Source organism: Pseudomonas sp. B21-040 (assembly GCF_024748695.1).
Classification (GTDB): Bacteria; Pseudomonadota; Gammaproteobacteria; order Pseudomonadales; family Pseudomonadaceae; genus Aquipseudomonas.
Genome location: NZ_CP087176.1, coordinates 6,663,450 through 6,683,447 on the forward strand (window position 1 = coordinate 6,663,450; position 19,998 = coordinate 6,683,447).

Below are 19,998 nucleotides of genomic sequence, written 5' to 3' on the forward strand. Positions count from 1 at the left end.
GCCTCAACGGGTTGATCTGACATAAGGCGTAAATCATGGGCTCAGGCTTTTTTTCTTCCTGGACATTCTGGGCCCTGATGTCGGCGGCGTTTGCAGCCATGACCGCGATCTTCGCCAAAATCGGCATCGAAAACGTCAATTCCGACTTCGCCACCCTGCTACGCACCGTAGTGGTATTGGTCAGCCTGGCCTTGATTTTGTACGCCACGGGCCAATATCAGTCATTAGGATCAATCTCTGCCAGGAGCTATCTGTTCCTGTTGCTCTCGGGACTGGCGACGGGCGCCTCCTGGATCTGCTACTTCCGCGCGCTGAAATTGGGGCCGGCCTCGTTGGTCGCTCCGGTGGACAAGCTCAGCGTGGTGCTGGTGGCAGTGCTGGGCGTGATCCTGCTGGACGAAAAACTCGACCTGCGCCAATGGAGCGGGATCGGCCTGATCACGGCCGGTGTGGTCATGCTGGCGCTACGACGCTAGGCAAATCTCCAACAGACCCTATCCACTCGTCCGACGGACCGACATCAAAAGGCCTTATTGCGCTGACCGAAGCTGAACGCAACCTGTCAGGCAAAAGCCCGAAACACTCTGCCGCTAGCCAGTAACACTTCAGCTGTGCAACATGGCGCGCGTGCCATCCACAAATGGGATTACCCTTTATGAAACGTTTTCTTAGCATCGCCATGGCGTTGTGCATCGGCCTGACGATGAGCCTCGACGCCAACGCCAAGCGCTTTGGTGGCGGCAAAAGCGTCGGCGCTGCGCCGACCCACCAAACCAGCCAAATGGCGCCTTCTTCTCCAGGCATGGGCGGCGCTGCGGCGACCGCTGGTGCTGCCGGCGCCGCGGGCGCAGCTGCCAAGGCTGGCGGTGCTTCGCGCTGGCTCGGCCCTCTGGCCGGCATCGCCGCCGGTGGCCTGCTGGCCTCCATGTTCATGGGCGGCGGCTTCCAGGGCATGCAGATCTTCGACATCCTGATCATGGCGGTCATCGCCTTCCTGGTCTTCCGCTTCATCGCCGCTCGTCGTCGCAAGCAGCAGGAGCACATGGCGCCGGCTGGCCACGCGCCGATGCAGCGTGAAGTATTCGAGAACAAGCCTGCGGGCGGTTCGATCTTCGGTGGCTCGGCAGCACCTGCCGCCGCTCGTCCAGTGATCAACGCGCCGGCCTGGTTCAATGAAAAGAACTTCATTGAAGCGGCACGCAACCACTTCCAGTCCCTGCAGCAGCACTGGGACGCCAACGAAATGGACAAGATCGCCGAGTTCGTGACCCCGCAAATGCTCGAGTTCCTCAAGCGCGAACGTGCGGACCTGGGCGACGGTTTCCAGTCCACTTACATTGATAACCTCAATGTTCAGCTGGACGGCGTGGATGATCGTGCCGACAAGACCATCGCCACCCTGACCTTCAGTGGTGTGTCGAAGACCTCGCGTTTCGACCAGGGTGAAGTGTTCAGCGAAAGCTGGAACATGGAGCGTCCACAGGGCGAAAACCAGCCTTGGCTGGTGGCCGGTATCCGCCAGAACGGCTGATCTCCGCTGCGTTAAGCATGCGGCATAAAAAAACCCCAGCTTCGGCTGGGGTTTTCTATTTCGCGGTTGCATCTATAGCGAGCTACTGTATAAACCGCCCCAACTAAACCGCGCCATCAAGCAAGAGGATCCCGGACGTGGAAGAAATCATCGAACAACTGCGTGAAGCCAACGAACCGGTACCGGTCCCCTTGGAGCTGCCTGACGAAGACCTGCTGGTTGAAATCGAAGAACAGCTGTTCATCGACATTCCTTTCGTCTTCAGAGAATTTTTGCTGACCGTCAGCGACGTCGTCTATGGCAGCCTGGAGCCGGTGACCGTCACCGACCCACAATCCCACACCTATCTGCCGGACGTTGCCGCCAACGCCTGGGACGCTGGCGTTGACCGCAGCATGATCCCGATCTGCCAGGACGGTGATGACTATTACCTCGTCGAAGAAGACGGCACCGTGGTGCTGTGGCAAGCCGAAGAAGAACTGATTGCCGAAGAGACTTGGGAATCGGTATGGCACTGGGCGCGGGACGTCTGGCTGGAAAGCTGATTTAGCCTATCCCGACTTTGTAGCAGCTGGCGTAGCCTGCGTTCGGCTGCGCAGCGGCCGCAATATCAGACAACGAGGTGCTGCAGGAAAACCGAGTCATCCGGGTTTACGACTGCTTCGCAGCCGGACGCAGGCTGCTACAGGTCAAATGTCAGTGGCCAGATGCATCGCTGTGGTTGTCCAGGGTTTCAAGCAAGGCCACTTGCATGCGCGTGTGGACGCGGATGAACCAGCGCCAAAGCAGTGCAGCTACGGCGGCAGCCACCACGATGATCAATACCAGCAACTTGTTGGTCGGCAAAATGCTGGCCGACAAGGCTGCCAGTAGCAGGAAAATCACCAGCAGCGAGAGGATCGGAATCACTTCGGCGATCACCCGACGCACTCGCTGTGTGTGGCGGCCGGCCATCTCCGGTTTCACTCCCATCTCTGCCAATAGCATCGACAGCGCCTTGAGCTTGCGATAGGCGGCAATCAGAAACGGCAGCGACAACAGCAGCGCTCCACCCCAGATCAATGCTTTTTGCCAACTCGGGTCGATGATCCAGTCTTGCAGCCAGGTGGACATGTGCCCGGCGAAATACGCGCCAGAGAAGAAGATCGCAACCACCAGCGCCAGATTGACTCCCACCTGCAACAAAATCCGCCGAATCATCGACGCCAGCAATGCACCCTCTCCTTGCGGCTGGATGCTGCGCAGCCATTCGCCGTACATCCCCATCACTCTGCCCAGCCGTTGTGGCATTACGGCAGCCAACTTGAGCGACAGCGGATCGGCCGCGCGAATCAGATACGGTGTCAGCAGTGTGGTAATCACCGAAACAGCCACAGCGACCGGATAGAGAAAGTTGCTGGTGACCTGCAGCGTCATCCCCAGCGCGGCGATGATGAAAGAAAATTCGCCAATCTGCGAAAGTCCCATCCCCACGCGCAGTGAGGTGCGTCCGTCATTCCCGGCGATAAAAGCACCGAGGCCGCAGGACAGCATCTTGCCGAGGACCACCGCCACGGTAATCACGGCGATCGGCCAGGCGTATTGCAGGAGGATCATCGGATCAAGCATCAGGCCGATGGCGACAAAAAAGATCGCACTGAACAAGTCGCGAACCGGCTCGATCAAGCGCTCTATTTTCAGCAATTGCCGAGATTCGGCCATGATCGCGCCAATCAAAAATGCACCCAGCACCATGCTGTATTCCAGCTTCACTACCAGCAGACAGAACCCGAAACACAGCCCCAACACGGTGATCAGCAGCATCTCGTTGCTTTCAAACCTGGCCACGTAAGCCAGCAGCCGCGGCACTAGCAGAATCCCGATGACCAGGGCGACAATCATGAACAGCGAGAGCTTGCCGACCGTGGAAAACACTTCACCGGAGCTGACTGTGCCACTGACCGCGATGCTCGACAGCAACGCAATGATGCCAATACCCAGGATGTCTTCGACAATCAGCACACCGAAAATAAGCTGGGCGAAACGCTCGTTTTTCATCTTCAGGTCGTTGAGCGCCTTGACGATGATGGTGGTCGAGGAAATCGCCAGGATCGCGCCGAGAAACAACGAATCCATGGTGTTCCAGTCAAACCATCGGCCGATCTCGTAGCCGATCCAGATCATCAGCACGATCTCCAGGAACGCCGCGATGAATGCAGTGGCGCCCACTTTGAACAGCTTGCGCAGGCTGAACTCCAGGCCGAGGCAGAACATCAGGAAAATCACCCCCAGCTCCGCCAGGGTCTTGATGGTTTCTTCATCGTGGATCAGGCCGAAGGGCGGTGTGTGCGGACCGATGATGAAGCCGGCGACGATATAGCCCAGCACTACCGGTTGCTTGAGCCGATGGAACAGCACGGTCACCACGCCCGCGATCAGCATGATCACTGCCAGATCCTGAATGAAACTGATGGCATGCATGGGTAGGCCTCCTTGAGCTGGGCTTTTTGGAGGTTAACACCACGACTTGCGCTGCAAAGGCGGTGCAATATATGGAAACAGATGGATGCGGGCGTGACGGCAGCCGCTTGCCCGGCGTCCCGATAACTGTTGGTTTGAAAAAGCTGACAAGGCACCCGCAGAGGTGCGCCCCTGAAATTCTGCCTTGAACCGTGAGAGCGCTATGGAACCCGGAAACGCACAACTGTCGATGACGGTATTGATGACCCCCGACATGGCCAACTTCTCTGGCAATGTCCACGGAGGCACCCTGCTCAAATACCTCGACGAAGTGGCCTACGCGTGCGCCAGCCGTTATGCCGGCCGGTACGTGGTGACCCTGTCGGTGGACCAGGTGATTTTCCGCGAGCCGATTCATGTCGGCGAACTGGTGACCTTTCTGGCTTCGGTCAACTACACCGGCAACACGTCCATGGAGGTGGGCATCAAGGTGGTGACCGAGAACATTCGCGAGCGCTCGGTGCGCCACACCAATAGCTGCTTTTTCACCATGGTCGCGGTGGATGACAACCGCAAGCCCGCAGCCGTCCCGCCGCTGCAACCGCACAACAGCGAAGAAAAACGCCGCTACATCCAGGCGCAGCAGCGTCGGCAGATTCGTCAGGAGCTGGAAAAGCGGTATCAGGAAATCAAGGGTGATGCCTGAGGTCTGTGACCTGCTTTAGATAGCCATCGCGAGCACGCTCCCACATTTGATCTGTGTCGTTCACACATTCAATCTGGGAGTGAGCCTGCTCGCGATGAGGTCAACGCGGAATCAGAGGCTGATCGCCGTCGCTTCGAAACGCACTCGCGGATGCGCAATCCGGTCCTGCGCCCGCACCAGTTCCAGTTCATAGCTGGCACAGGCCTGAGTCTCCAGCAGCACTTCATGCACCGCCGCCGCTGTGAATTCGAAGGCGGCAACCAGACTGTCGCCCAACAACACACGCGCCAGGAACAACCCGGAAGTCAGGTCGCCCACACCCACCGGCTGGCGCGGAAACGCCAACAATGGACGGCGCAGGTGCCAACTGCCCTCGTTTGTCACCAGCAACATCTCGAAGCCATCTGCCGGTTTGCCGGGATAGTCCAGATGCTTGACCAGTATCGCCTTCGGCCCACGCGCCAACAACGCTCGCGCCATGGCCAGGCAATCGAACAACGATTGCGGTTTGCGCCCCGAAAAGCTGTCCAGCTCCAACTGGTTCGGGCACATGAAGTCAGCCACCGAGGCCGCCTCTTCCAGTAGAAAATCGCTCACTTCCGCCGGTACGCTGCAGCCTTTCTCGGGATGCCCCATCACGGGATCGCACAAATACAGCGCTTTGGGATTCATCGACTTGATGCGCGCCACGCCGGTCAGGATCGCCCGCCCCTGAGCCGCACTGCCGAGGTAGCCGGACAGCACGGCATCGCAATTACCCAATTCGCCAATCGCGGCAATGCCTTCTACCAGATCGGGAATCTGGTGCGGTGCCAACACTTCGCCAGCCCACTGACCGTACTGGGTGTGGTTGGAGAACTGCACGGTGTTGAGCGGCCAGACATTCACCCCGACCCGCTGCATCGGGAAAACCGCGGCGCTGTTGCCAGCGTGGCCGAACACCACGTGGGACTGAATGGCGAGCAGATGGGGCGTACGTTTCATGCGGTGAGTTTTCCGTAAAACGATTGAAATTCGAGCCGCGCAGTATGCGACGAAACACAGCCTGTACGACAGACCGGCGACGCAGTTAAGCTGGCACTCTCAAGTTGGAGCAACCTGTTGATGCTGACCCTCGGAAATATCTTCGTGCTTATGTTGCTCGCCACCGGTGGCGCGTGGCTGTGGCACAACCACGGCTTGCGCGAGCGTGCGCTGGAGCGGGTCAAACAGCATTGTGCCAAGCTCGGCATCGAGTTGCTGGACGGCAACGTGGCCTTGAAAAAGATTGCGTTCATCAAAGACGCCAATGGCCGTCGGCGCCTGGCCCGGGTGTATAACTTCGAATTTACCGTGACCGGCGAAACCCGTCACAACGGCACCATCACTCAATTCGGCGCCCATAGCGCGCAGATCGAACTGGCGCCCTATCCGATGCCGTTCGATGACACGCCTGTCGTAGTCGATGTAGCGAAGCCGCGCGCAGAAGTCATCGAGTTGAGCCAATGGCGGCAGGAACACACCAAGTGGCGTCCTTGAATCAAAGGCCTTAACGCACCCGGCAGTCATTCAGGTTTTTTTGCAGCACTTCAACATCTTGCTGCTCACTGAAAATCAGCTCGATCCGCGAATCACCGCGCCATTCGCTGGGCTGCCATTGCAGCGCCGAGTTATCCAAGGCGTTCGCCGATACCCACCCGTCGATGCTGTGGATAACCAGCTTCGCCCGCCGCCAGGCGAGACGTTCAAGCCACTGGCCAATGAGTGCCTTATCAAACGTCTGGCCAGGATGCCAACGCCAACCAATACTCCACCCCCCAGCCTGTTCCTGACTCAAACAAATCGGTAGCGCAGGATCAGTCCAGATAGCCGGCAACTGCGCCAATCCCTTGGGTAAAACGAAGTTATCCACACCCTCTACAGCCTGGGCCTTGAGACCGGGCAATTGGCTCAACGGCAATTGCGCCTGCTGCGTCCAGTACAGAGGAAGGGAAGGCAACTGCGCTGTGATTCGCTGGCGATCATTGTCGTCGAGACCTTCCGCCTTGTTCAGCAACAGCAAACCGGCGCTGTTTAACGCCTCCTGTTGCGCCGCAGGCAGCGGTTTACCGGCGGCGAGCGATTGGGCATCCAGCACCAGTACGCAACGCTGTACCGACAGTACACCGGTCCACGGAGCCTCACTCAACTGCTCAAGCAACCGGGCCGGATGTCCCAGGCCAGAGGGTTCTATGAACAACCGATCCGGCTTCGCCTTGCGCAACAACCGTCCGAGTCCGATCTGAAACGGTGCACCATTGACGCAGCACAAACAGCCGCCGGCCACTTCACCCAGTGCGATACCATCGGCATCCGAGGTCAGTAGCGCAGCATCCAGGCCAATCTGGCCGAACTCGTTAATCAACACCGCCCAACGCTCATTGAGCGGCCGCTGCATCAGCAGGTGCTTGATCAGACTGGTTTTGCCGGCACCCAAAGGGCCTGCAATGACATGAGTGGGAATGTTCTGCAACATGGTCGACGTTTTCTGAAGAGGAGGTAAATGATGCGTTTGATGGGATTGTCGTTGCTGCTGGCGCTCAGTTCAGGTGAAGCATTGGCTCAAGCCTGCGTAGTACATAGCACAGGTGAGAGACTCGACGTAAAAGTGTGCCAGCAAAACCGCACCATCCCGGAAAAACTCTTCGCTGACGGTTTCTGCCAGCCCAACCTTCCGGGCCAGAAGGTCGACGTGCAGTACGTAGACCAATGCCCCAGTGGCAGTTTCGGCGTATGCAGCAACGCCCAAGTCGCCAATATGCCTTACCGTCAGGATATTCACTATTACGGCGTGGCCACCGATGCGGCGTATCTGAAGCCTTTTTGCGAAACACAGAGCCAGGGAAACTGGCTCAAGCCGTGAGGCATCAGCTCAGCCAGTCAAGGGTCAGGATCAAACGACGCTCGCCCAATGCGGGTTGCGGCGAGCGGTGAATCAGGCCGAAACCTTCGTTGCCGTGCCACTTCTCGCCCTTAAACAGCGCCACATGCGCGCTGGCGATTTGCTCGATCAGCGAATCCTGTACAGGCTCAGCCTGAGGTTGGCTCAATTGGCGACGATCCATAACACCCTCTCGCAGCCACTGACTGCCGATGCCGGAATACGTAGTGATTAACCGCACCGGCACATGATCGACGTGGAAACGCGGGCACATGGCCTTGTCCAGTGCCCGTAAACGCAGGCCGATGCGCTTGGCGCCCAACAAACAGGCAAACGCGCTGACCAGCCAGGACACGTCGGCGACGAACGCTCCATACCCTTCCAGATCGCTGAAGCCCGAAGCTAATCCTCGCAGATCGGGTTCAGTCTCATCGTCGAGTAATTCCAGAACCCGTGATTCGGCCAGCGGCTGATTCTGCGACAGCAGCAAGTGGCCGAAATCGGCGATATGTACCGGTAATTGACGCTGCCAAGTGGCTAGATTGACCCCGTCATCAAGAATTCGGGTTAGCGTTTTCGGCGTTTCACCCTGGACTTGTTGAACGACAGAACGCCGCTTCAGAGTCGGCGCCAGCATCAGGCAGCCGCCTCGTCATGCCATGGACCAAACGGATCGTGCAGCGCTCGCCAACCCTCGGCTCCCAAAGCCATCTCCGCGTCGGTCAGCAGGCAATCGTCTAGTTCAGCGGTGAGTTGTGCGAAGTCGATGTTTTGGCCGATGAACACCAGTTCCTGGCGGCAATCGCCGGTGGCGGCGCTCCAGTTTTCCATGATTCCAGCGGTGCTTTCTTCATCTTGCGGCCACTGGGTTTTCGGCACAAACCGCCACCAGCGCCCGGCGAAACCGTGACGCATCAAGCCGCCGGCCTGAGACCAACTGCCGGCGTCCAAAGGTTTGCTGGCCAGCCAGAAAAAACCCTTGGAGCGCAGCAGCTTTCCATTCGTCCATGGACGGTCGATGAAGCTGAAAAAACGCTGCGGGTGAAAGGGGCGGCGGGCTCGATAAGCGGTCGAAGCGATCCCGTATTCCTCGGTTTCCGGCACGTGCTCGCCACGTAGCTCCTGCAACCAGCCTGGCGCCTGAGCCGCTTTTTCGAAATCGAAGCGACCGGTGTTGAGGATGCTCTGCAGTGGAACTTCACCCATGACCATCGGGATGATCTGCGCCTGTGCATTGAGGCGCTGAAGAATCTCGATCAGCTCCTGGCGCTCACGACTGCTGATCAAATCGATTTTGCTGATCAGGATGACGTCAGCGAACTCGACCTGCTCGATCAACAGGTCGGTGATCGAGCGCTCGTCCTCCTCACCCAGGGTTTCTCCACGGGTGGCGAGGCTTTCGGCGGCTTGATAGTCGAGCAAGAAATTCATGCCATCGACCACGGTGACCATGGTGTCGAGCCGCGCGATGTCGGCCAGGCTTTGCCCTTGTTCATCACGAAAGGTGAACGTTTCGGCCACGGGCAGCGGTTCGGAAATGCCGGTGGATTCGATCAGCAGATAGTCAAATCGCCCGTCCTTGGCGAGCTTGCTGACCTCTTCGAGCAAGTCTTCGCGCAAGGTGCAGCAAATGCAGCCGTTGCTCATTTCAATGAGCTTCTCTTGCGCACGATTCAGGCTGACATCACGCTGGACTTCGCTGCCATCGATATTGATTTCACTCATATCGTTGACGATGACGGCGACTCGCAGGTTGTCGCGATTACGCAGCACGTAGTTGAGCAGCGTACTTTTTCCGGCACCGAGAAAGCCCGACAGGACGGTCACGGGAAGTCGATTGGGCATCAGGGTTTCCTCACAGGGATGCCCGGTCGCAGTGTCGGGCTTAATTTAATGTTATAGTATAACAATGCAATCAAGCCACCCTCCTATTGCTCGTGACGACAAAGCGTCCGAAGCTGAACCCCATTCAATCCCCGAGAAATCCTATGCGTATCGCCCTGAGATTGGCGCTGATGTGCGCTTCGCTGATGGCTGCTACACAAGTCCTGGCGCAGATTCCGAGCCTGGCTAAATGCACACGCAGCGCCAATCTGCTCGCCTGCGTGGATGCCGATGGCAATGCGTACAGCGTCAACACCGTCGGTAGCACGATCTATCTGCGCGGCTTCGAAATGGCGGGCAACCGCTACTGGGCGCAGACCAACAGTCGCTATGGGCAGCTGACGTTCTTCACCGGTATCGCTTCCGACGGCGAAGCCTGGGTTGGCTACAACCGTCGGGTTGGCTGGACAACGATCAACCGCTTTTCCAGTTCTGGAGGCAGTAGCGCCACATTCACCTGTAGCAGGATGACCGGTTGCTAGGCCTGAAGTGACCAAGCGTCGTGAAAAAGGCGTAGTCGAATTTTATGTAATAACATAACATATAAAATCGATTCCCCTCGACGGACCTGCTCATGAATGCGCTGACCTTGCCCGATATCGCCGCGCAAGCTTCTCGCCAAGCCCTGCCACTCGACTGGGTAGGCATGTGCGGCATTGCTCTTCCTGTTGTATTCGATGGCCAACGCATAAGCGCGAAAGTGGACGCGGGCGTGAGCCTCGATGATGGCGCAGCTCGCGGGATTCATATGTCGCGGTTGTATCTGGCACTGGAGATGCTCGAGCAGCAAGACCTGAGCCCCGCACTGTTGCGACGAGTCTTGCAGTGCTTTCTCGACACTCACCAAGGACTGTCTACTTGCGCGTACTTAAGAATTCATGGCGATCTACTGCTAAAAAGGCCGGCGTTGATCAGCCCATTGGCCGGCTGGAAAACGTATCCAGTGAGCATCGAAGCGCGGCTGAAAAACGCGATGTTCCACGTGGAACTAAAAATCGACGTTGCTTATTCCTCCACCTGCCCCTGTTCAGCCGCACTTTCCCGGCAGTTGATTCAGCAACAATTCGTCGATGATTTCGCCAACAAGTCGCTGCAACACGCCGAAGTATTGGCATGGCTCGGTTCCACAAAAGGCATCGTTGCGACGCCCCATAGCCAACGCAGCAACGCGGAGTTACGCCTGCGTCTCGACGATTATCTGGATGACCTGCCGCTGATCGCTCTCATCAATGACGCCGAAGCAGCCCTCGGCACTGCCGTACAAACCGCGGTAAAGCGCGCCGATGAACAAGCCTTCGCCTTGGCCAATGGTCAGAACCTGATGTTCTGTGAGGACGCTGCACGACGTTTGAACCTTGCCCTGAAACGCTCCCCGGGCATTCACGCATTTCACATTCGCGTGGTCCATGCCGAAAGCCTTCATGCCCACGATGCCGTCGCTGAAAGCCGATGGAACTGGGAGGCGGCATGATTCGCTGTCAGGCATTGCGTTGGGGCGCACCCGGACAACCGCTCACACCTGCGCTGGATGTCTATTTGCCGAAGGGAAGCCTGACCGCCGTCATCGGCGCCAACGGCTCGGGTAAAAGCAGCCTGCTGAAAGTCATCGCCGGACTGCAAAGACCTCTGGCAGGCAACGTCATCCTCAATGTTCCACGTAAGGGCGCCCTCTCCTTCCTCCCCCAGCAACAACACTTAGACCGGCAATTTCCCATCAGCCTCCAGGAGTTGGTGGCTGCCGGTTTTTGGGGCATCAAGCTATCGCCTGAATTACGCCGCCAACGCCTCAATACCGTGCTGGAGAATTGGTGCCTGAGCGGTCTGGAACAACGCCCGTTAATGGCATTGTCGGGCGGGGAACTGCAACGTGCCCTGCTCGCCCGACTAAGCCTTGCACAAACGCCACTGGTGTTGCTGGATGAGCCGCACGCAGCACTCGATGAACTCGGTCAGTCGCTGCTCTGGAAACACATCCACGAATGGCACGCCCAAGGTCGAACCCTGGTTGTGGTGTGCCATGACCTGGCCGCCGTTCGCCAACACATTCCACAGACACTGCTGATCAAAAACACTGGCTGCGTGCTTGGATCGAGCACCGAGTTGATCCGCCAACAACCTCAAACGCAGGTGGCCTGATGCTCGCCACCGCTCAACTTTGGCAACCGTTCCACGAGTTTGTGTTCATGCGCCGGGCCCTGCTCGGCGGGCTCTTGCTGGCGGGCAGCACGGCACCGCTGGGGGTGTTTCTGATCTTGCGACGCATGAGCCTGATCGGCGATGCAGTCGCCCACGGCATCTTGCCCGGTGCCGCACTCGGCTTCTGGTTCGCCGGGTTGAGCCTGCCGGCACTGACTATCGGCGGGTTAGGCGCAGGGTTGTCCATGGCCGGGCTGGCAGCATGGATCACCCGTCGCACCGGCCTGCGAGAAGACGCCAGCCTTGCCGCGATCTATCCGATCTCGTTGGCCAGTGGTGTGTTGATTCTTGGCATCGCCGGAAAACGCCTGGACCTGTTGCACCTGCTATTTGGCTCCGCGCTAGCCGTCGATGGTCCGACGCTGACCGGCATGTTGTGGGTCTCGGGCTTCAGCCTGTTCGCCATGGCCCTCATCTACAAACCACTGTTGCTGGACACCCTCGATCCGCTCTTTCTGCAAACCGTCAGCCGACTCGGACCGCTGGCCCATGGCGTGTTCCTGATGCTCGTGGTGTTGAATCTGGTGATCGGTTTCCAGGCCATCGGCGCGCTGATGGTGGTCGGTTTGATGATGTTGCCTGCCGCCGCGTCGCGCTTCTGGAGCCGTCGCTTGCCGGTCTTGATGGGTATCGCCGCGTTGCTGGGTTGTCTCTCGGTATGGCTTGGATTGCTGCTGTCGTTCTACTACTCGCTACCCAGCGGCCCGGCCATCGTATTGGTCGCGGGTGGTCTGTATCTGCTGTCCGTGGTGTTCGGACCGGTGCATGGCCTGCTGCGCCGCCCTCCTTTACTCACATCCCAATGAGGTGTTTTCCGATGCGCGCTCTACTCGTGCTGTTCAGTTTGATGCTATCGATGTCACTGTCTGCTGCGGAAAAACTTCAGGTAGTCACCAGCTTCAGCATCCTCGCCGACATGACCCATCAGGTCGGCGGCGACCATATCCAGATCACCAACATGGTCGGCCCCGACGCCGATGCCCACACTTACGAGCCGACGCCGGACGATGCCAAAGCGTTGCTCCGTGCCCAGTTGATCATCAAAAACGGGCTGGGTTTCGAACCTTGGCTGGACCGCCTGGTGACCAGCACCGAGACCAAGGCGCCGATCATTAGCGCAAGTCACGGCGTCATCCCGCGCTCCCTGGATGAAGACGGCGAAACCGTTCCCGACCCTCACGCTTGGCACAACCTGGCGAACACCGAACTGTACATCGCCAACATCACCAAAGCGCTGATCGCTGCGGACCCGGTGAACAAGGCTGACTACCAACGTAACAGCCAGGCGTACCTGAAACAGATCTACGCGCTGCTTGCCGAAGCCAAGGCCAAGCTCGGTTCACTACCGCCAGGCAATCGCAAAATCGTGACCTCCCATGACGCCTTCGGGTATCTCGGTCAGGCCTACGGAATCGACTTCATGGCACCTCAGGGCCTGTCCACCGAACGCGAACCTTCGGCTGCCGAAGTGGCTGCACTGATCACTCAGATTCGTCAGGCCAAGGTCAAAGCGGTGTTCATGGAAAACATTAAGGACGCCCGCCTGCTGAAGCAGATTGCCGATGAAAGCGGCGCGCACATCGGCGGCACGTTGTACTCCGATGCCCTCGCCGCCACCGGGCCGGCCAGCACCTTTGCCGGGCTGTTCGAGTACAACCTCAATACTCTGTACGAGACGTTGAGCAAGCCATGATCCGCAAGAACCCTTCAGGTGATTTACCGCTGATTGCGCAGTCCGCCTATGTGGACAAGACCGCAATCATCTGCGGCAAAGTGGTGATCGGCGAGAACGTTTTCGTCGGCCCTTACGCGGTGATTCGCGCCGACGAAGTAGACGCCGACGGCGAAATGGAACCGATCACCATCGGCGCCAACTCGAACATTCAGGACGGCGTGGTGATTCACTCCAAGTCCGGCGCGGCAGTCACTATCGGCGAGTTCAGTTCGATCGCCCACCGCTCCATTGTCCACGGCCCCTGCACGGTCGGTGATCGAGTGTTCGTCGGTTTCAACAGTGTGCTGTTCAACTGCGTGGTCGGCGATGGCTGCGTGGTGCGGCATAACTCGGTGGTCGACGGACGCGATTTGCCCGAAGGGTTCTACGTGCCCTCCACTACCCGTATCGGACCGAACACGGACCTGTCGCAATTCCCGCCGGTCAGCGTCAGTGCCTCGGAGTTTTCCGAGGACGTGGCCCGGACCAATGTCGATCTGGTGCGCGGTTACAAAGCGCTGCAAAACGAGTTCTGACGATGAGCAGCGTGCTGATTCGCACTATCCACCTTGTTGGAATTAATGGCAGACGAAGTCCTGCCGATAACCACCCCTCATAGCGAAGACCCGTCAGCGCAGTTCTCTACGGTTAATGCGCTAGCGCGAATAATAGAAGCACTCGAGAGCATCACCCATGATTCAAATCCGCCTGCCTGATGGTTCACTGCGTGAATACAACCAACCGCTGTCCGTGTCCGAACTCGCTGCCAGTATCAGCCCCGGGTTGGCGAAAGCGGCGGTGGCCGGTCGGGTGGAGGGTGTGTTGGTGGATTGTGAATACATGATCAGGAGCGATGCGCGGGTCAGCATCGTCACACCTCAGGAACCCGATGGCCTGGAAATCCTTCGGCGGTCCTGCGCGTTGATCCTGGCAATGGCGGTCAAGCAGCTTCATCCCAATGTGCAGTTGCAGTCTGGATCGGCGTTGGGTGACGGATTCTTTTACGGTTTTACCCTCGAGCAATCGTTAACCCGCGACGACCTGCCACTGATCGAAGCTCGCATGCAGATACTCGCGGCGACCAACCACTCGATCCGTCGACGAACAATGAAGTCGACAGAGCAACTGTCGTTATACCGCCTGGGGGACTTCGAACAGTTGACGACTGGCCCGCACGTTCCGGCCACGAAGGTGTTGCAGGCTTTCTCCCTCGACTCCATTAGCGGAACGTCTGAGCAACGAATCTACGGCACGTGTTGGTCTTGCCAACAGGAACTGGACAACTGGCGAGCCCCTCCGCTTGTCATCATTGTCAGCATGGCTGAACGCCAAGCGAGTTATGCCCAGTCGGTGACCGAGACATTGCGTCGTAGCGGTGTGCATGCTCATGCGGATCTGCGGCATGAAAAGGTCCGCCACAAGATTCGCGAACACAGTCAAAGAGTGCCGTACCTGATGGTCGTGGGCGAGAAAGAACAGGAAGGGGAATTCGTCAGTGTGCGCAGCGGTGCCGGTGAGGACCTGGGCAGGATGGATGTTGAGGCTGCGTGTCAGTGGCTGAATCGGGTCCGCCCCCACACGATCATGTAGGGAGCGGCTGTACTGGCAAAGGTTTCAGGCTCGAGGCTTGACCGTTCCGCAGTCCTGCCCCAGCCACACGGCGCGACTTTCGAGACTGCCCTTTTGCTGGATACCGGTGGCATTGAAGGTACCGTTGACCTTGGTCGTGAACTCACGGTCGCTGAGGAACGTGGCAACACCGGCACCTTGCGCTTTGGGGCAGCTGAAACGGAATTTCCACTGGTTACCGCTGCGGTCGGTGATTTCCTGCTTGCAGCCCGATTGCGGGTCGGTCAGTGGAATGTTGTCGGTCTTCACTTGCTCCGGGGTCAGGCAAGCCCGAATCCCTTTGCCGCCCATGGTGATGCCCTGCTTCTCCAGTTGAGCACGTTGCTCCGGCGTCATCTGGCTCTGCAACTGACCGAGGATCAGCTGCAAGTCCGGCAGGTTCTGGTCATCGACCTTCATGTTGCTTGTGGTCATTTCCCACAACCCGGGTTGCAGCATCTGCGCCTGAGCAACCACAGGAAGTGACACACCAATGGCCATGGCCAAACCCAGCAGACGAACGTTCATCGACAAACTCCTGATCAGTAGTGGCCGTTAGACGCCAGCCTTCGGCTTCGGTTCATGGGCCAATTAAATAGCGACATTCTGCACGGAACATGGTCTGTTAAGCACTGTATCTTCAGGAGCAGGGCTGCCCCCCATGGATTACTTCGGACCGCACATTTTCGGCTACACCATTGCACTGCTTCACTCGCTGGGCACGATTGCGGCGATACACGCCGTACTCACCGTCCGGACCGCTCAGGGCTCAATCGCCTGGGCCCTGTCGTTGGTATTCATGCCCTACCTCACGCTTATTCCGTACCTGGTTTTCGGTAGCAGCACGTTCGATGGTTACATCAAGGCTCGGCGACAGGCCAACGAAGAAATGCGCAAAGCCATCTCCGAGCTCAACTGGCGCCCTTGGGTCGAAGAGGCGCTGACCGCTCGCGCCTCCAACGCCTACGCGTCGCTGCGGGCGATGCCAAAGCTGGGCCGAATGCCTTGCCTGGCGAACAACGAAGTCCATTTGCTGATCAATGGCCAAGCCACGTTCGATTCAATTTTCGAGGCCATCAGCAAGGCAAAAGAAGCTGTATTGATTCAGTTCTTTATCATCCACGATGATCGTCTCGGCCAACGCCTGCACCAACTTCTTTTGAAAAAAGCCGCCGAAGGCGTCGCGATTTACCTGCTGTATGACCGTATTGGCAGCCACTCCCTGCCCCACAGCTATGTGCAGGCGTTGCGCGACGGCGGCGTCGAGGTCAAGGCGTTCGCCACCCGCAGTGGCTGGCTCAATCGCTTCCAGGTCAACTTCCGCAACCACCGCAAGATCGTGGTGGTCGATGGGGTGCTGGGGTTCGTGGGCGGGCATAACGTTGGCGACGAATACATGGGCGAGAAACCTCCGCTGGCGCCTTGGCGAGACACTCATGTTCGAGTGCGCGGACCGGTGGTGGCCTGTATGCAGGAGTCTTTTGCCGAAGACTGGTTCTGGGCAGCACGATCGCTACCGCCACTGATTCTGCCGGATGTGTTTCCGGATGACGGTGTTCTGTGCCAATTGCTTGCGAGCGGCCCGGCAGATTCCTACGAAACCTGTTCGTTGTTCTTCGTCGAAGCCATTCATGCCGCAACTGAGCGCGTGTGGATCACCAGCCCCTATTTCATCCCCGACGAAGCTGTGTTCGCGGCACTCAGGCTTGCGGTGCTGCGAGGCGTCGATGTGCGACTGCTGCTGCCCTCGCGTCCAGACCACCGAATCGTCTACGCCGCCTCCAGCCTTTACGCCTTCGAGGCCGTACGCGCCGGTGTACGCGTGTTCCGCTATGAGCCTGGTTTCCTGCATCAGAAAGTAGTGTTGATCGACAGTGAAATCAGCGCCATCGGCAGTGCCAACCTGGACAACCGCTCGTTCCGGCTCAATTTCGAAGTGATGTTGCTGACGGTCGACAGCGCCTTTGCCGCCGAAGTGGAACAGATGCTCAACGACGACTTTTCCCAGGCCCACGAAATCGCCAAAGAAGAAAGCCGGGAGACCCATCGCCTGCAACAAATTGGCATGCGGGTCGCCCGGCTTATCTCACCGATTCTCTAAGGGTTGTAGATGTCGTCGCGCGTCCATGGCAATTCATGGCTGCCATCGGGGTGGGCTTTAACCGCGAGGATCTGGTGCAGGTTGATCCAGCCCCGGGCAAACGCATAAGCGCATCCTGCCAGGTACAGTCGCCAGATCCGCAAGGCTTGCTCCGGCACTTGCCTGGACGCCGCCTCAAGGTTGTCTTCGAGGCGCTCGCTCCAGTGGTCGAGAGTACGCGCGTAATGCAGGCGCAGGCTTTCGACATCGACGATCTCCAGCCCCGCTTCACTGATCTCGGCAGAGATCATCGACAGGTGCGGCAACTCGCCGTTTGGGAATACATATTTTCCAATGAAGTCGCCGGCACCGCGCCCCACAGGACGACCGTCGATGTGTTTGGCGGTGATCCCATGGTTCATCACCAGGCCGCCCTCTTTCACCGCGCCGAACAAGGTTTTGCAGTATTCAGCCAGGTTGGCGTGGCCCACGTGTTCGAACATGCCGACACTGACCACTTTGTCGAAGCGACCGTCCTGAGGCAGGTCGCGATAGTCGAGCAGTTGCAGCTCAACCAAATCCTCCAGACCTTCCTCTTTAACGCGTTCACGGGCCAGGGCCAGTTGTTTTTCGCTGAGCGTAATGCCAAATACCTTCGCACCGAACTCCCTCGCCGCATACCGAGCCAGTCCGCCCCAACCGCAACCGACGTCCAACAAATACTCGCCCGGCTGCAACCGCAGCTTGCGGCACAGGTGCCTGAACTTGGCCTGTTGGGCCTGCTCCAGGGTTTCACTGCCGGTCTCGAAATACGCACAGGAATACGCCATGTCGCTGTCGAGCCACAGCTGATAAAACTCGTTGGAGAGGTCGTAATGGTAGGAGATGGCCTTGGCGTCGGTTTCCTTGTCGTGGACGGTACGAACCGGTTGATTGCTATCGTCCTCGTTTAACAACGCCTGACTCCATTCATCGCAGACGCGGATGACGTCGCTGATGGAACCTTCCAGCTCAAGCTTGCCCTCGACAAATGCCGCACCGAGCGCATCCAGGCTTGGGTGGGTGAACTGGGTAACCATTTGTGGGTCCTTGACCACAATCGTGACGCTGGGCGTCGGCCCCAGATTGAATTCATGGCCGTCCCAGAGTCGCAGGCGTAGCGGTAGCTGCAGATTCTGTAAGGCCGGTGGAAGTTGCGCGAGCATGGAAAGTCCCCCTTGTTTCAGACGTCTGATGTGAGGGTAGACCATCTTAGAAAATTAGCTGGCTATCGAATTAATAGCCAATTTCTATGATTTGTGACGCTGCAACCAACCGTCGTGAACCCACTGCTTGAGCCAGGTCACAGCTTGAAATGGCGCACCCTCTCCACAGATGACTGTCAATTCGGAGCACAGTTCAGCAAAACTCCATTCACGCTCAAACAGGCCTTTTAGCGCATTGGCCTCTCCAGGCTCCAGGCTTCGATACTGGCAAACGAGATCATTTCGACAAATCACCACCGTGTGGGAACTGTCGAGTGGCGTGCTGCCAGGAAACTGCGCTTGATCCTTTACCGATCGCCAGATCGCCACACTGTTGAAGGCACACTCCAGCCATTGCAGCGAGGGACTGGGGCTGACTTGCAGCGTCGGCCAGTCTTGGGGTGCCAGTTGCGCCATGTCTTGCATCGTCAGGGGCGTTCCGGGAGGCGCGTCGAATGCCAGCGTAAAGGCCCACTCCAGCGCTGCAAGTTCCGCCAGCGGCGCACTCTGTTCAGGCACCAGATGCTGACGAATAAACATTTCGAAGCCTTTGCCGAGCCAACGAAGGTTGTAATGATCCGAAGGATTCTGGCGGATGTAAGCCGCGGTGAGTTGTTCGAATTCATCGTCACCCAACCAATCGTGGATGGCGGGAAAGTCTGCGCGTAGCACTTCCTGTAGCCGGGCCTGATAAGCATTGTGATAAATCGCCAACCCTGTGCTGACATCCAGCGTCGGGCCACCCATAAGGCTGGAGCCAAGCGTGACATCAGCCGCCACCGGCGCTCCCAACAGGTAGCGTTCAAAGGCCAGTTGCCAATCGATCAGGCGCATTTCTGCCTCCGGTTCAGCACGCTCGCACCCAACTCCCGGGCTTTTTGCAATTCATTGAGCAGTTCTTCAAACGGCGGGAAATGGTCATCGCGCTCCAGCAGCGTGGCGACCGGGCCGAGGTAATCGAGCGTGCGTTGATAAAGCGCCCAGACCGGGTCGCTGACAGGATGGTCATGGGTGTCGATGACGTAATCGCCGTAGTCGCTGTGGCCCGCCAGATGCAGTTGGCGAACCTTGTTTGCCGGCAAACCTTGAATGAAGGTCCAGGGGTCGAAACCATGATTGCGTGAGCTGACATAGACATTGTTGACGTCCAACAACAACTCGCAATCGCTCAACCGGCTCAACGCTTCGAGAAACGCCCACTCGCTGAAATCATCGTCAGCGCTGCGCACATAACTGGAGACATTTTCCAGCACCAGTGGCCGCTGCAAAACGTCTTGTACCTGGCGCACCCGATCAGCGACGTAATAAAGGCTTTCTTCGGTGTAAGGCAGCGGTAACAAATCATGAAGCTGATGGGCGTTGCCACGGCTCCAACACAAGTGATCGGAAACCCACGCCGGTTTGACGCGATCAGCCAGAAGCTTGAGTTGTTGCAGATAGTTCGGATCGAGGGCATGCGGCCCGCCGATGGACAACGATACGCCATGCATCACCAGCGGATAACGCTCGGCGATGGCGTCCAGGTAATAAAGGGCTTTGCCGCCCTGCACCATGAAATTTTCGGAGACGACTTCGAACCAGTCCACGGCCGGCGACTGATCAAGAATGTCCTGGTAGTAAGCACTGCGTAAACCCAGGCCATAGCCCAGACAAGGAAGGGATGCAGACATTGGTGGGCTCCTCGCAAAATGGCCGCA

23 protein-coding genes are annotated in these 19,998 nt (G+C 58.2%); 14 read left to right on the top strand and 9 right to left on the bottom strand.

Features of this window, described 5'->3' with window-relative positions; all coding sequences use genetic code 11:
- The first annotated feature begins 35 nt into the window (after positions 1-35).
- From LOY55_RS30605 to LOY55_RS30615, 3 genes are all read left to right on the top strand, one after another.
- On the top strand, positions 36-476 hold the full coding sequence (locus LOY55_RS30605; protein ID WP_109786789.1) for an EamA family transporter: 441 nt from the start codon (positions 36-38) through the stop codon (positions 474-476).
- A gap of 179 nt (positions 477-655) precedes the next feature.
- Entirely contained in the window at positions 656-1,531 is an 876-nt protein-coding gene (locus tag LOY55_RS30610; RefSeq protein WP_046030807.1) for a Tim44 domain-containing protein, read from the top strand.
- Positions 1,532-1,668: 137 nt separating this feature from the next.
- Positions 1,669-2,076, top strand: coding sequence for an SMI1/KNR4 family protein (locus LOY55_RS30615; RefSeq protein ID WP_077430996.1), 408 nt, complete (start codon positions 1,669-1,671; stop codon positions 2,074-2,076).
- A 151-nt stretch (positions 2,077-2,227) separates the two neighbouring features.
- Here LOY55_RS30615 and LOY55_RS30620 read toward each other — a convergent pair whose 3' ends face one another.
- A complete protein-coding gene (locus tag LOY55_RS30620; protein WP_046030809.1) occupies positions 2,228-3,991 on the bottom strand; it encodes a cation:proton antiporter in 1,764 nt (587 codons plus the stop codon).
- A gap of 202 nt (positions 3,992-4,193) precedes the next feature.
- Here LOY55_RS30620 and LOY55_RS30625 point away from each other — a divergent pair, with 202 nt between their 5' ends.
- Positions 4,194-4,676: an acyl-CoA thioesterase gene (locus LOY55_RS30625; RefSeq protein WP_046030810.1), complete on the top strand. Its 483-nt coding sequence runs from the start codon at positions 4,194-4,196 to the stop codon at positions 4,674-4,676.
- Positions 4,677-4,787: 111 nt separating this feature from the next.
- Here the strand turns inward: LOY55_RS30625 and pdxY are convergent, their stop codons facing one another.
- Positions 4,788-5,660, bottom strand: a complete 873-nt coding sequence (pdxY, locus tag LOY55_RS30630) for a pyridoxal kinase PdxY (protein ID WP_109786791.1) — start codon at positions 5,658-5,660, stop codon at positions 4,788-4,790.
- A gap of 120 nt (positions 5,661-5,780) precedes the next feature.
- Between pdxY and LOY55_RS30635 the strand changes: the two genes are divergently transcribed.
- On the top strand, positions 5,781-6,194 hold the full coding sequence (locus LOY55_RS30635) for a DUF3301 domain-containing protein (protein ID WP_046030812.1): 414 nt from the start codon (positions 5,781-5,783) through the stop codon (positions 6,192-6,194).
- Between the two features lie 10 nt (positions 6,195-6,204).
- Here LOY55_RS30635 and LOY55_RS30640 read toward each other — a convergent pair whose 3' ends face one another.
- Positions 6,205-7,170, bottom strand: coding sequence for a GTP-binding protein (locus LOY55_RS30640; RefSeq protein WP_109786792.1), 966 nt, complete (start codon positions 7,168-7,170; stop codon positions 6,205-6,207).
- A gap of 30 nt (positions 7,171-7,200) precedes the next feature.
- Between LOY55_RS30640 and LOY55_RS30645 the strand changes: the two genes are divergently transcribed.
- Positions 7,201-7,557 carry an NADH:ubiquinone oxidoreductase gene (locus LOY55_RS30645; RefSeq protein WP_223522373.1) on the top strand — a complete coding sequence of 119 codons (357 nt, stop codon included), beginning with the start codon at positions 7,201-7,203 and terminating at the stop codon, positions 7,555-7,557.
- Between the two features lie 4 nt (positions 7,558-7,561).
- Here LOY55_RS30645 and LOY55_RS30650 read toward each other — a convergent pair whose 3' ends face one another.
- Together LOY55_RS30650 and zigA are read right to left on the bottom strand one after the other, a co-directional pair.
- Entirely contained in the window at positions 7,562-8,212 is a 651-nt protein-coding gene (locus LOY55_RS30650; RefSeq protein ID WP_223522306.1) for a DUF1826 domain-containing protein, read from the bottom strand.
- Complete coding sequence (gene zigA / locus LOY55_RS30655) at positions 8,212-9,420, bottom strand: zinc metallochaperone GTPase ZigA (RefSeq protein WP_109786793.1); 1,209 nt, start codon at positions 9,418-9,420, stop codon at positions 8,212-8,214. The genes LOY55_RS30650 and zigA overlap by 1 nt, the downstream gene beginning before the upstream one ends.
- Before the next feature lie 143 nt (positions 9,421-9,563).
- Here zigA and LOY55_RS30660 point away from each other — a divergent pair, with 143 nt between their 5' ends.
- The 7 genes from LOY55_RS30660 (at position 9,564) to LOY55_RS30690 (ending at position 14,959) form a co-directional block, all read left to right on the top strand.
- Positions 9,564-9,941: a hypothetical protein gene (locus LOY55_RS30660; protein WP_046030822.1), complete on the top strand. Its 378-nt coding sequence runs from the start codon at positions 9,564-9,566 to the stop codon at positions 9,939-9,941.
- A 92-nt stretch (positions 9,942-10,033) separates the two neighbouring features.
- Positions 10,034-10,930: a GTP cyclohydrolase FolE2 gene (gene folE2, locus LOY55_RS30665; RefSeq protein ID WP_046030824.1), complete on the top strand. Its 897-nt coding sequence runs from the start codon at positions 10,034-10,036 to the stop codon at positions 10,928-10,930.
- Positions 10,927-11,595, top strand: a complete 669-nt coding sequence (locus LOY55_RS30670) for a metal ABC transporter ATP-binding protein (protein ID WP_223522307.1) — start codon at positions 10,927-10,929, stop codon at positions 11,593-11,595. The genes folE2 and LOY55_RS30670 overlap by 4 nt, the downstream gene beginning before the upstream one ends.
- On the top strand, positions 11,595-12,461 hold the full coding sequence (locus LOY55_RS30675; RefSeq protein WP_109786796.1) for a metal ABC transporter permease: 867 nt from the start codon (positions 11,595-11,597) through the stop codon (positions 12,459-12,461). The genes LOY55_RS30670 and LOY55_RS30675 overlap by 1 nt, the downstream gene beginning before the upstream one ends.
- An 11-nt stretch (positions 12,462-12,472) precedes the next feature.
- The gene (locus LOY55_RS30680) at positions 12,473-13,348 is read left to right on the top strand and encodes a metal ABC transporter substrate-binding protein (RefSeq protein ID WP_223522308.1); all 876 of its coding nucleotides are present in this window, start codon (positions 12,473-12,475) and stop codon (positions 13,346-13,348) included.
- Positions 13,345-13,905 carry a DapH/DapD/GlmU-related protein gene (locus tag LOY55_RS30685; RefSeq protein ID WP_223522309.1) on the top strand — a complete coding sequence of 187 codons (561 nt, stop codon included), beginning with the start codon at positions 13,345-13,347 and terminating at the stop codon, positions 13,903-13,905. Before LOY55_RS30680 ends, LOY55_RS30685 begins: the two co-directional genes overlap by 4 nt.
- 157 nt (positions 13,906-14,062) lie before the next feature.
- Positions 14,063-14,959 carry a His/Gly/Thr/Pro-type tRNA ligase C-terminal domain-containing protein gene (locus LOY55_RS30690; protein WP_046030830.1) on the top strand — a complete coding sequence of 299 codons (897 nt, stop codon included), beginning with the start codon at positions 14,063-14,065 and terminating at the stop codon, positions 14,957-14,959.
- Between the two features lie 24 nt (positions 14,960-14,983).
- Here LOY55_RS30690 and LOY55_RS30695 read toward each other — a convergent pair whose 3' ends face one another.
- Positions 14,984-15,505, bottom strand: coding sequence for a DUF3617 domain-containing protein (locus LOY55_RS30695; protein WP_046030831.1), 522 nt, complete (start codon positions 15,503-15,505; stop codon positions 14,984-14,986).
- Positions 15,506-15,638: 133 nt separating this feature from the next.
- Here LOY55_RS30695 and cls point away from each other — a divergent pair, with 133 nt between their 5' ends.
- A complete protein-coding gene (gene cls / locus LOY55_RS30700; RefSeq protein WP_109786799.1) occupies positions 15,639-17,078 on the top strand; it encodes a cardiolipin synthase in 1,440 nt (479 codons plus the stop codon).
- On the opposite strand, the gene cfaB is transcribed toward cls, so the two are convergent.
- The 3 genes from cfaB to LOY55_RS30715 form a co-directional block, all read right to left on the bottom strand.
- Positions 17,075-18,262 (bottom strand): C17 cyclopropane fatty acid synthase CfaB, encoded by a 1,188-nt coding sequence (cfaB, locus tag LOY55_RS30705; RefSeq protein ID WP_109786800.1) that lies wholly within the window; start codon positions 18,260-18,262, stop codon positions 17,075-17,077. The genes cls and cfaB overlap by 4 nt on opposite strands.
- A gap of 84 nt (positions 18,263-18,346) precedes the next feature.
- Positions 18,347-19,135 (bottom strand): DNA-binding domain-containing protein, encoded by a 789-nt coding sequence (locus LOY55_RS30710; protein WP_223522310.1) that lies wholly within the window; start codon positions 19,133-19,135, stop codon positions 18,347-18,349.
- A complete protein-coding gene (locus LOY55_RS30715; RefSeq protein ID WP_223522311.1) occupies positions 19,126-19,971 on the bottom strand; it encodes a DUF692 domain-containing protein in 846 nt (281 codons plus the stop codon). The genes LOY55_RS30710 and LOY55_RS30715 overlap by 10 nt, the downstream gene beginning before the upstream one ends.
- Positions 19,972-19,998: the final 27 nt, after the last annotated feature.

Coding starts and splice junctions, on each gene's coding strand:
- LOY55_RS30605 (WP_109786789.1), top strand. CDS start 36: ATGGGCTCAGGCTTTTTTTCTTCCTGGACATTCTGGGCCCTGATGTCG.
- LOY55_RS30610 (WP_046030807.1), top strand. CDS start 656: ATGAAACGTTTTCTTAGCATCGCCATGGCGTTGTGCATCGGCCTGACG.
- LOY55_RS30620 (WP_046030809.1), bottom strand. CDS start 3,991: ATGCATGCCATCAGTTTCATTCAGGATCTGGCAGTGATCATGCTGATC.
- LOY55_RS30625 (WP_046030810.1), top strand. CDS start 4,194: ATGGAACCCGGAAACGCACAACTGTCGATGACGGTATTGATGACCCCC.
- pdxY (WP_109786791.1), bottom strand. CDS start 5,660: ATGAAACGTACGCCCCATCTGCTCGCCATTCAGTCCCACGTGGTGTTC.
- LOY55_RS30635 (WP_046030812.1), top strand. CDS start 5,781: ATGCTGACCCTCGGAAATATCTTCGTGCTTATGTTGCTCGCCACCGGT.
- LOY55_RS30640 (WP_109786792.1), bottom strand. CDS start 7,170: ATGTTGCAGAACATTCCCACTCATGTCATTGCAGGCCCTTTGGGTGCC.
- LOY55_RS30645 (WP_223522373.1), top strand. CDS start 7,201: ATGCGTTTGATGGGATTGTCGTTGCTGCTGGCGCTCAGTTCAGGTGAA.
- LOY55_RS30650 (WP_223522306.1), bottom strand. CDS start 8,212: ATGCTGGCGCCGACTCTGAAGCGGCGTTCTGTCGTTCAACAAGTCCAG.
- zigA (WP_109786793.1), bottom strand. CDS start 9,420: ATGCCCAATCGACTTCCCGTGACCGTCCTGTCGGGCTTTCTCGGTGCC.
- LOY55_RS30660 (WP_046030822.1), top strand. CDS start 9,564: ATGCGTATCGCCCTGAGATTGGCGCTGATGTGCGCTTCGCTGATGGCT.
- folE2 (WP_046030824.1), top strand. CDS start 10,034: ATGAATGCGCTGACCTTGCCCGATATCGCCGCGCAAGCTTCTCGCCAA.
- LOY55_RS30670 (WP_223522307.1), top strand. CDS start 10,927: ATGATTCGCTGTCAGGCATTGCGTTGGGGCGCACCCGGACAACCGCTC.
- LOY55_RS30675 (WP_109786796.1), top strand. CDS start 11,595: ATGCTCGCCACCGCTCAACTTTGGCAACCGTTCCACGAGTTTGTGTTC.
- LOY55_RS30680 (WP_223522308.1), top strand. CDS start 12,473: ATGCGCGCTCTACTCGTGCTGTTCAGTTTGATGCTATCGATGTCACTG.
- LOY55_RS30685 (WP_223522309.1), top strand. CDS start 13,345: ATGATCCGCAAGAACCCTTCAGGTGATTTACCGCTGATTGCGCAGTCC.
- LOY55_RS30690 (WP_046030830.1), top strand. CDS start 14,063: ATGATTCAAATCCGCCTGCCTGATGGTTCACTGCGTGAATACAACCAA.
- LOY55_RS30695 (WP_046030831.1), bottom strand. CDS start 15,505: ATGAACGTTCGTCTGCTGGGTTTGGCCATGGCCATTGGTGTGTCACTT.
- cls (WP_109786799.1), top strand. CDS start 15,639: ATGGATTACTTCGGACCGCACATTTTCGGCTACACCATTGCACTGCTT.
- cfaB (WP_109786800.1), bottom strand. CDS start 18,262: ATGCTCGCGCAACTTCCACCGGCCTTACAGAATCTGCAGCTACCGCTA.
- LOY55_RS30710 (WP_223522310.1), bottom strand. CDS start 19,135: ATGCGCCTGATCGATTGGCAACTGGCCTTTGAACGCTACCTGTTGGGA.
- LOY55_RS30715 (WP_223522311.1), bottom strand. CDS start 19,971: ATGTCTGCATCCCTTCCTTGTCTGGGCTATGGCCTGGGTTTACGCAGT.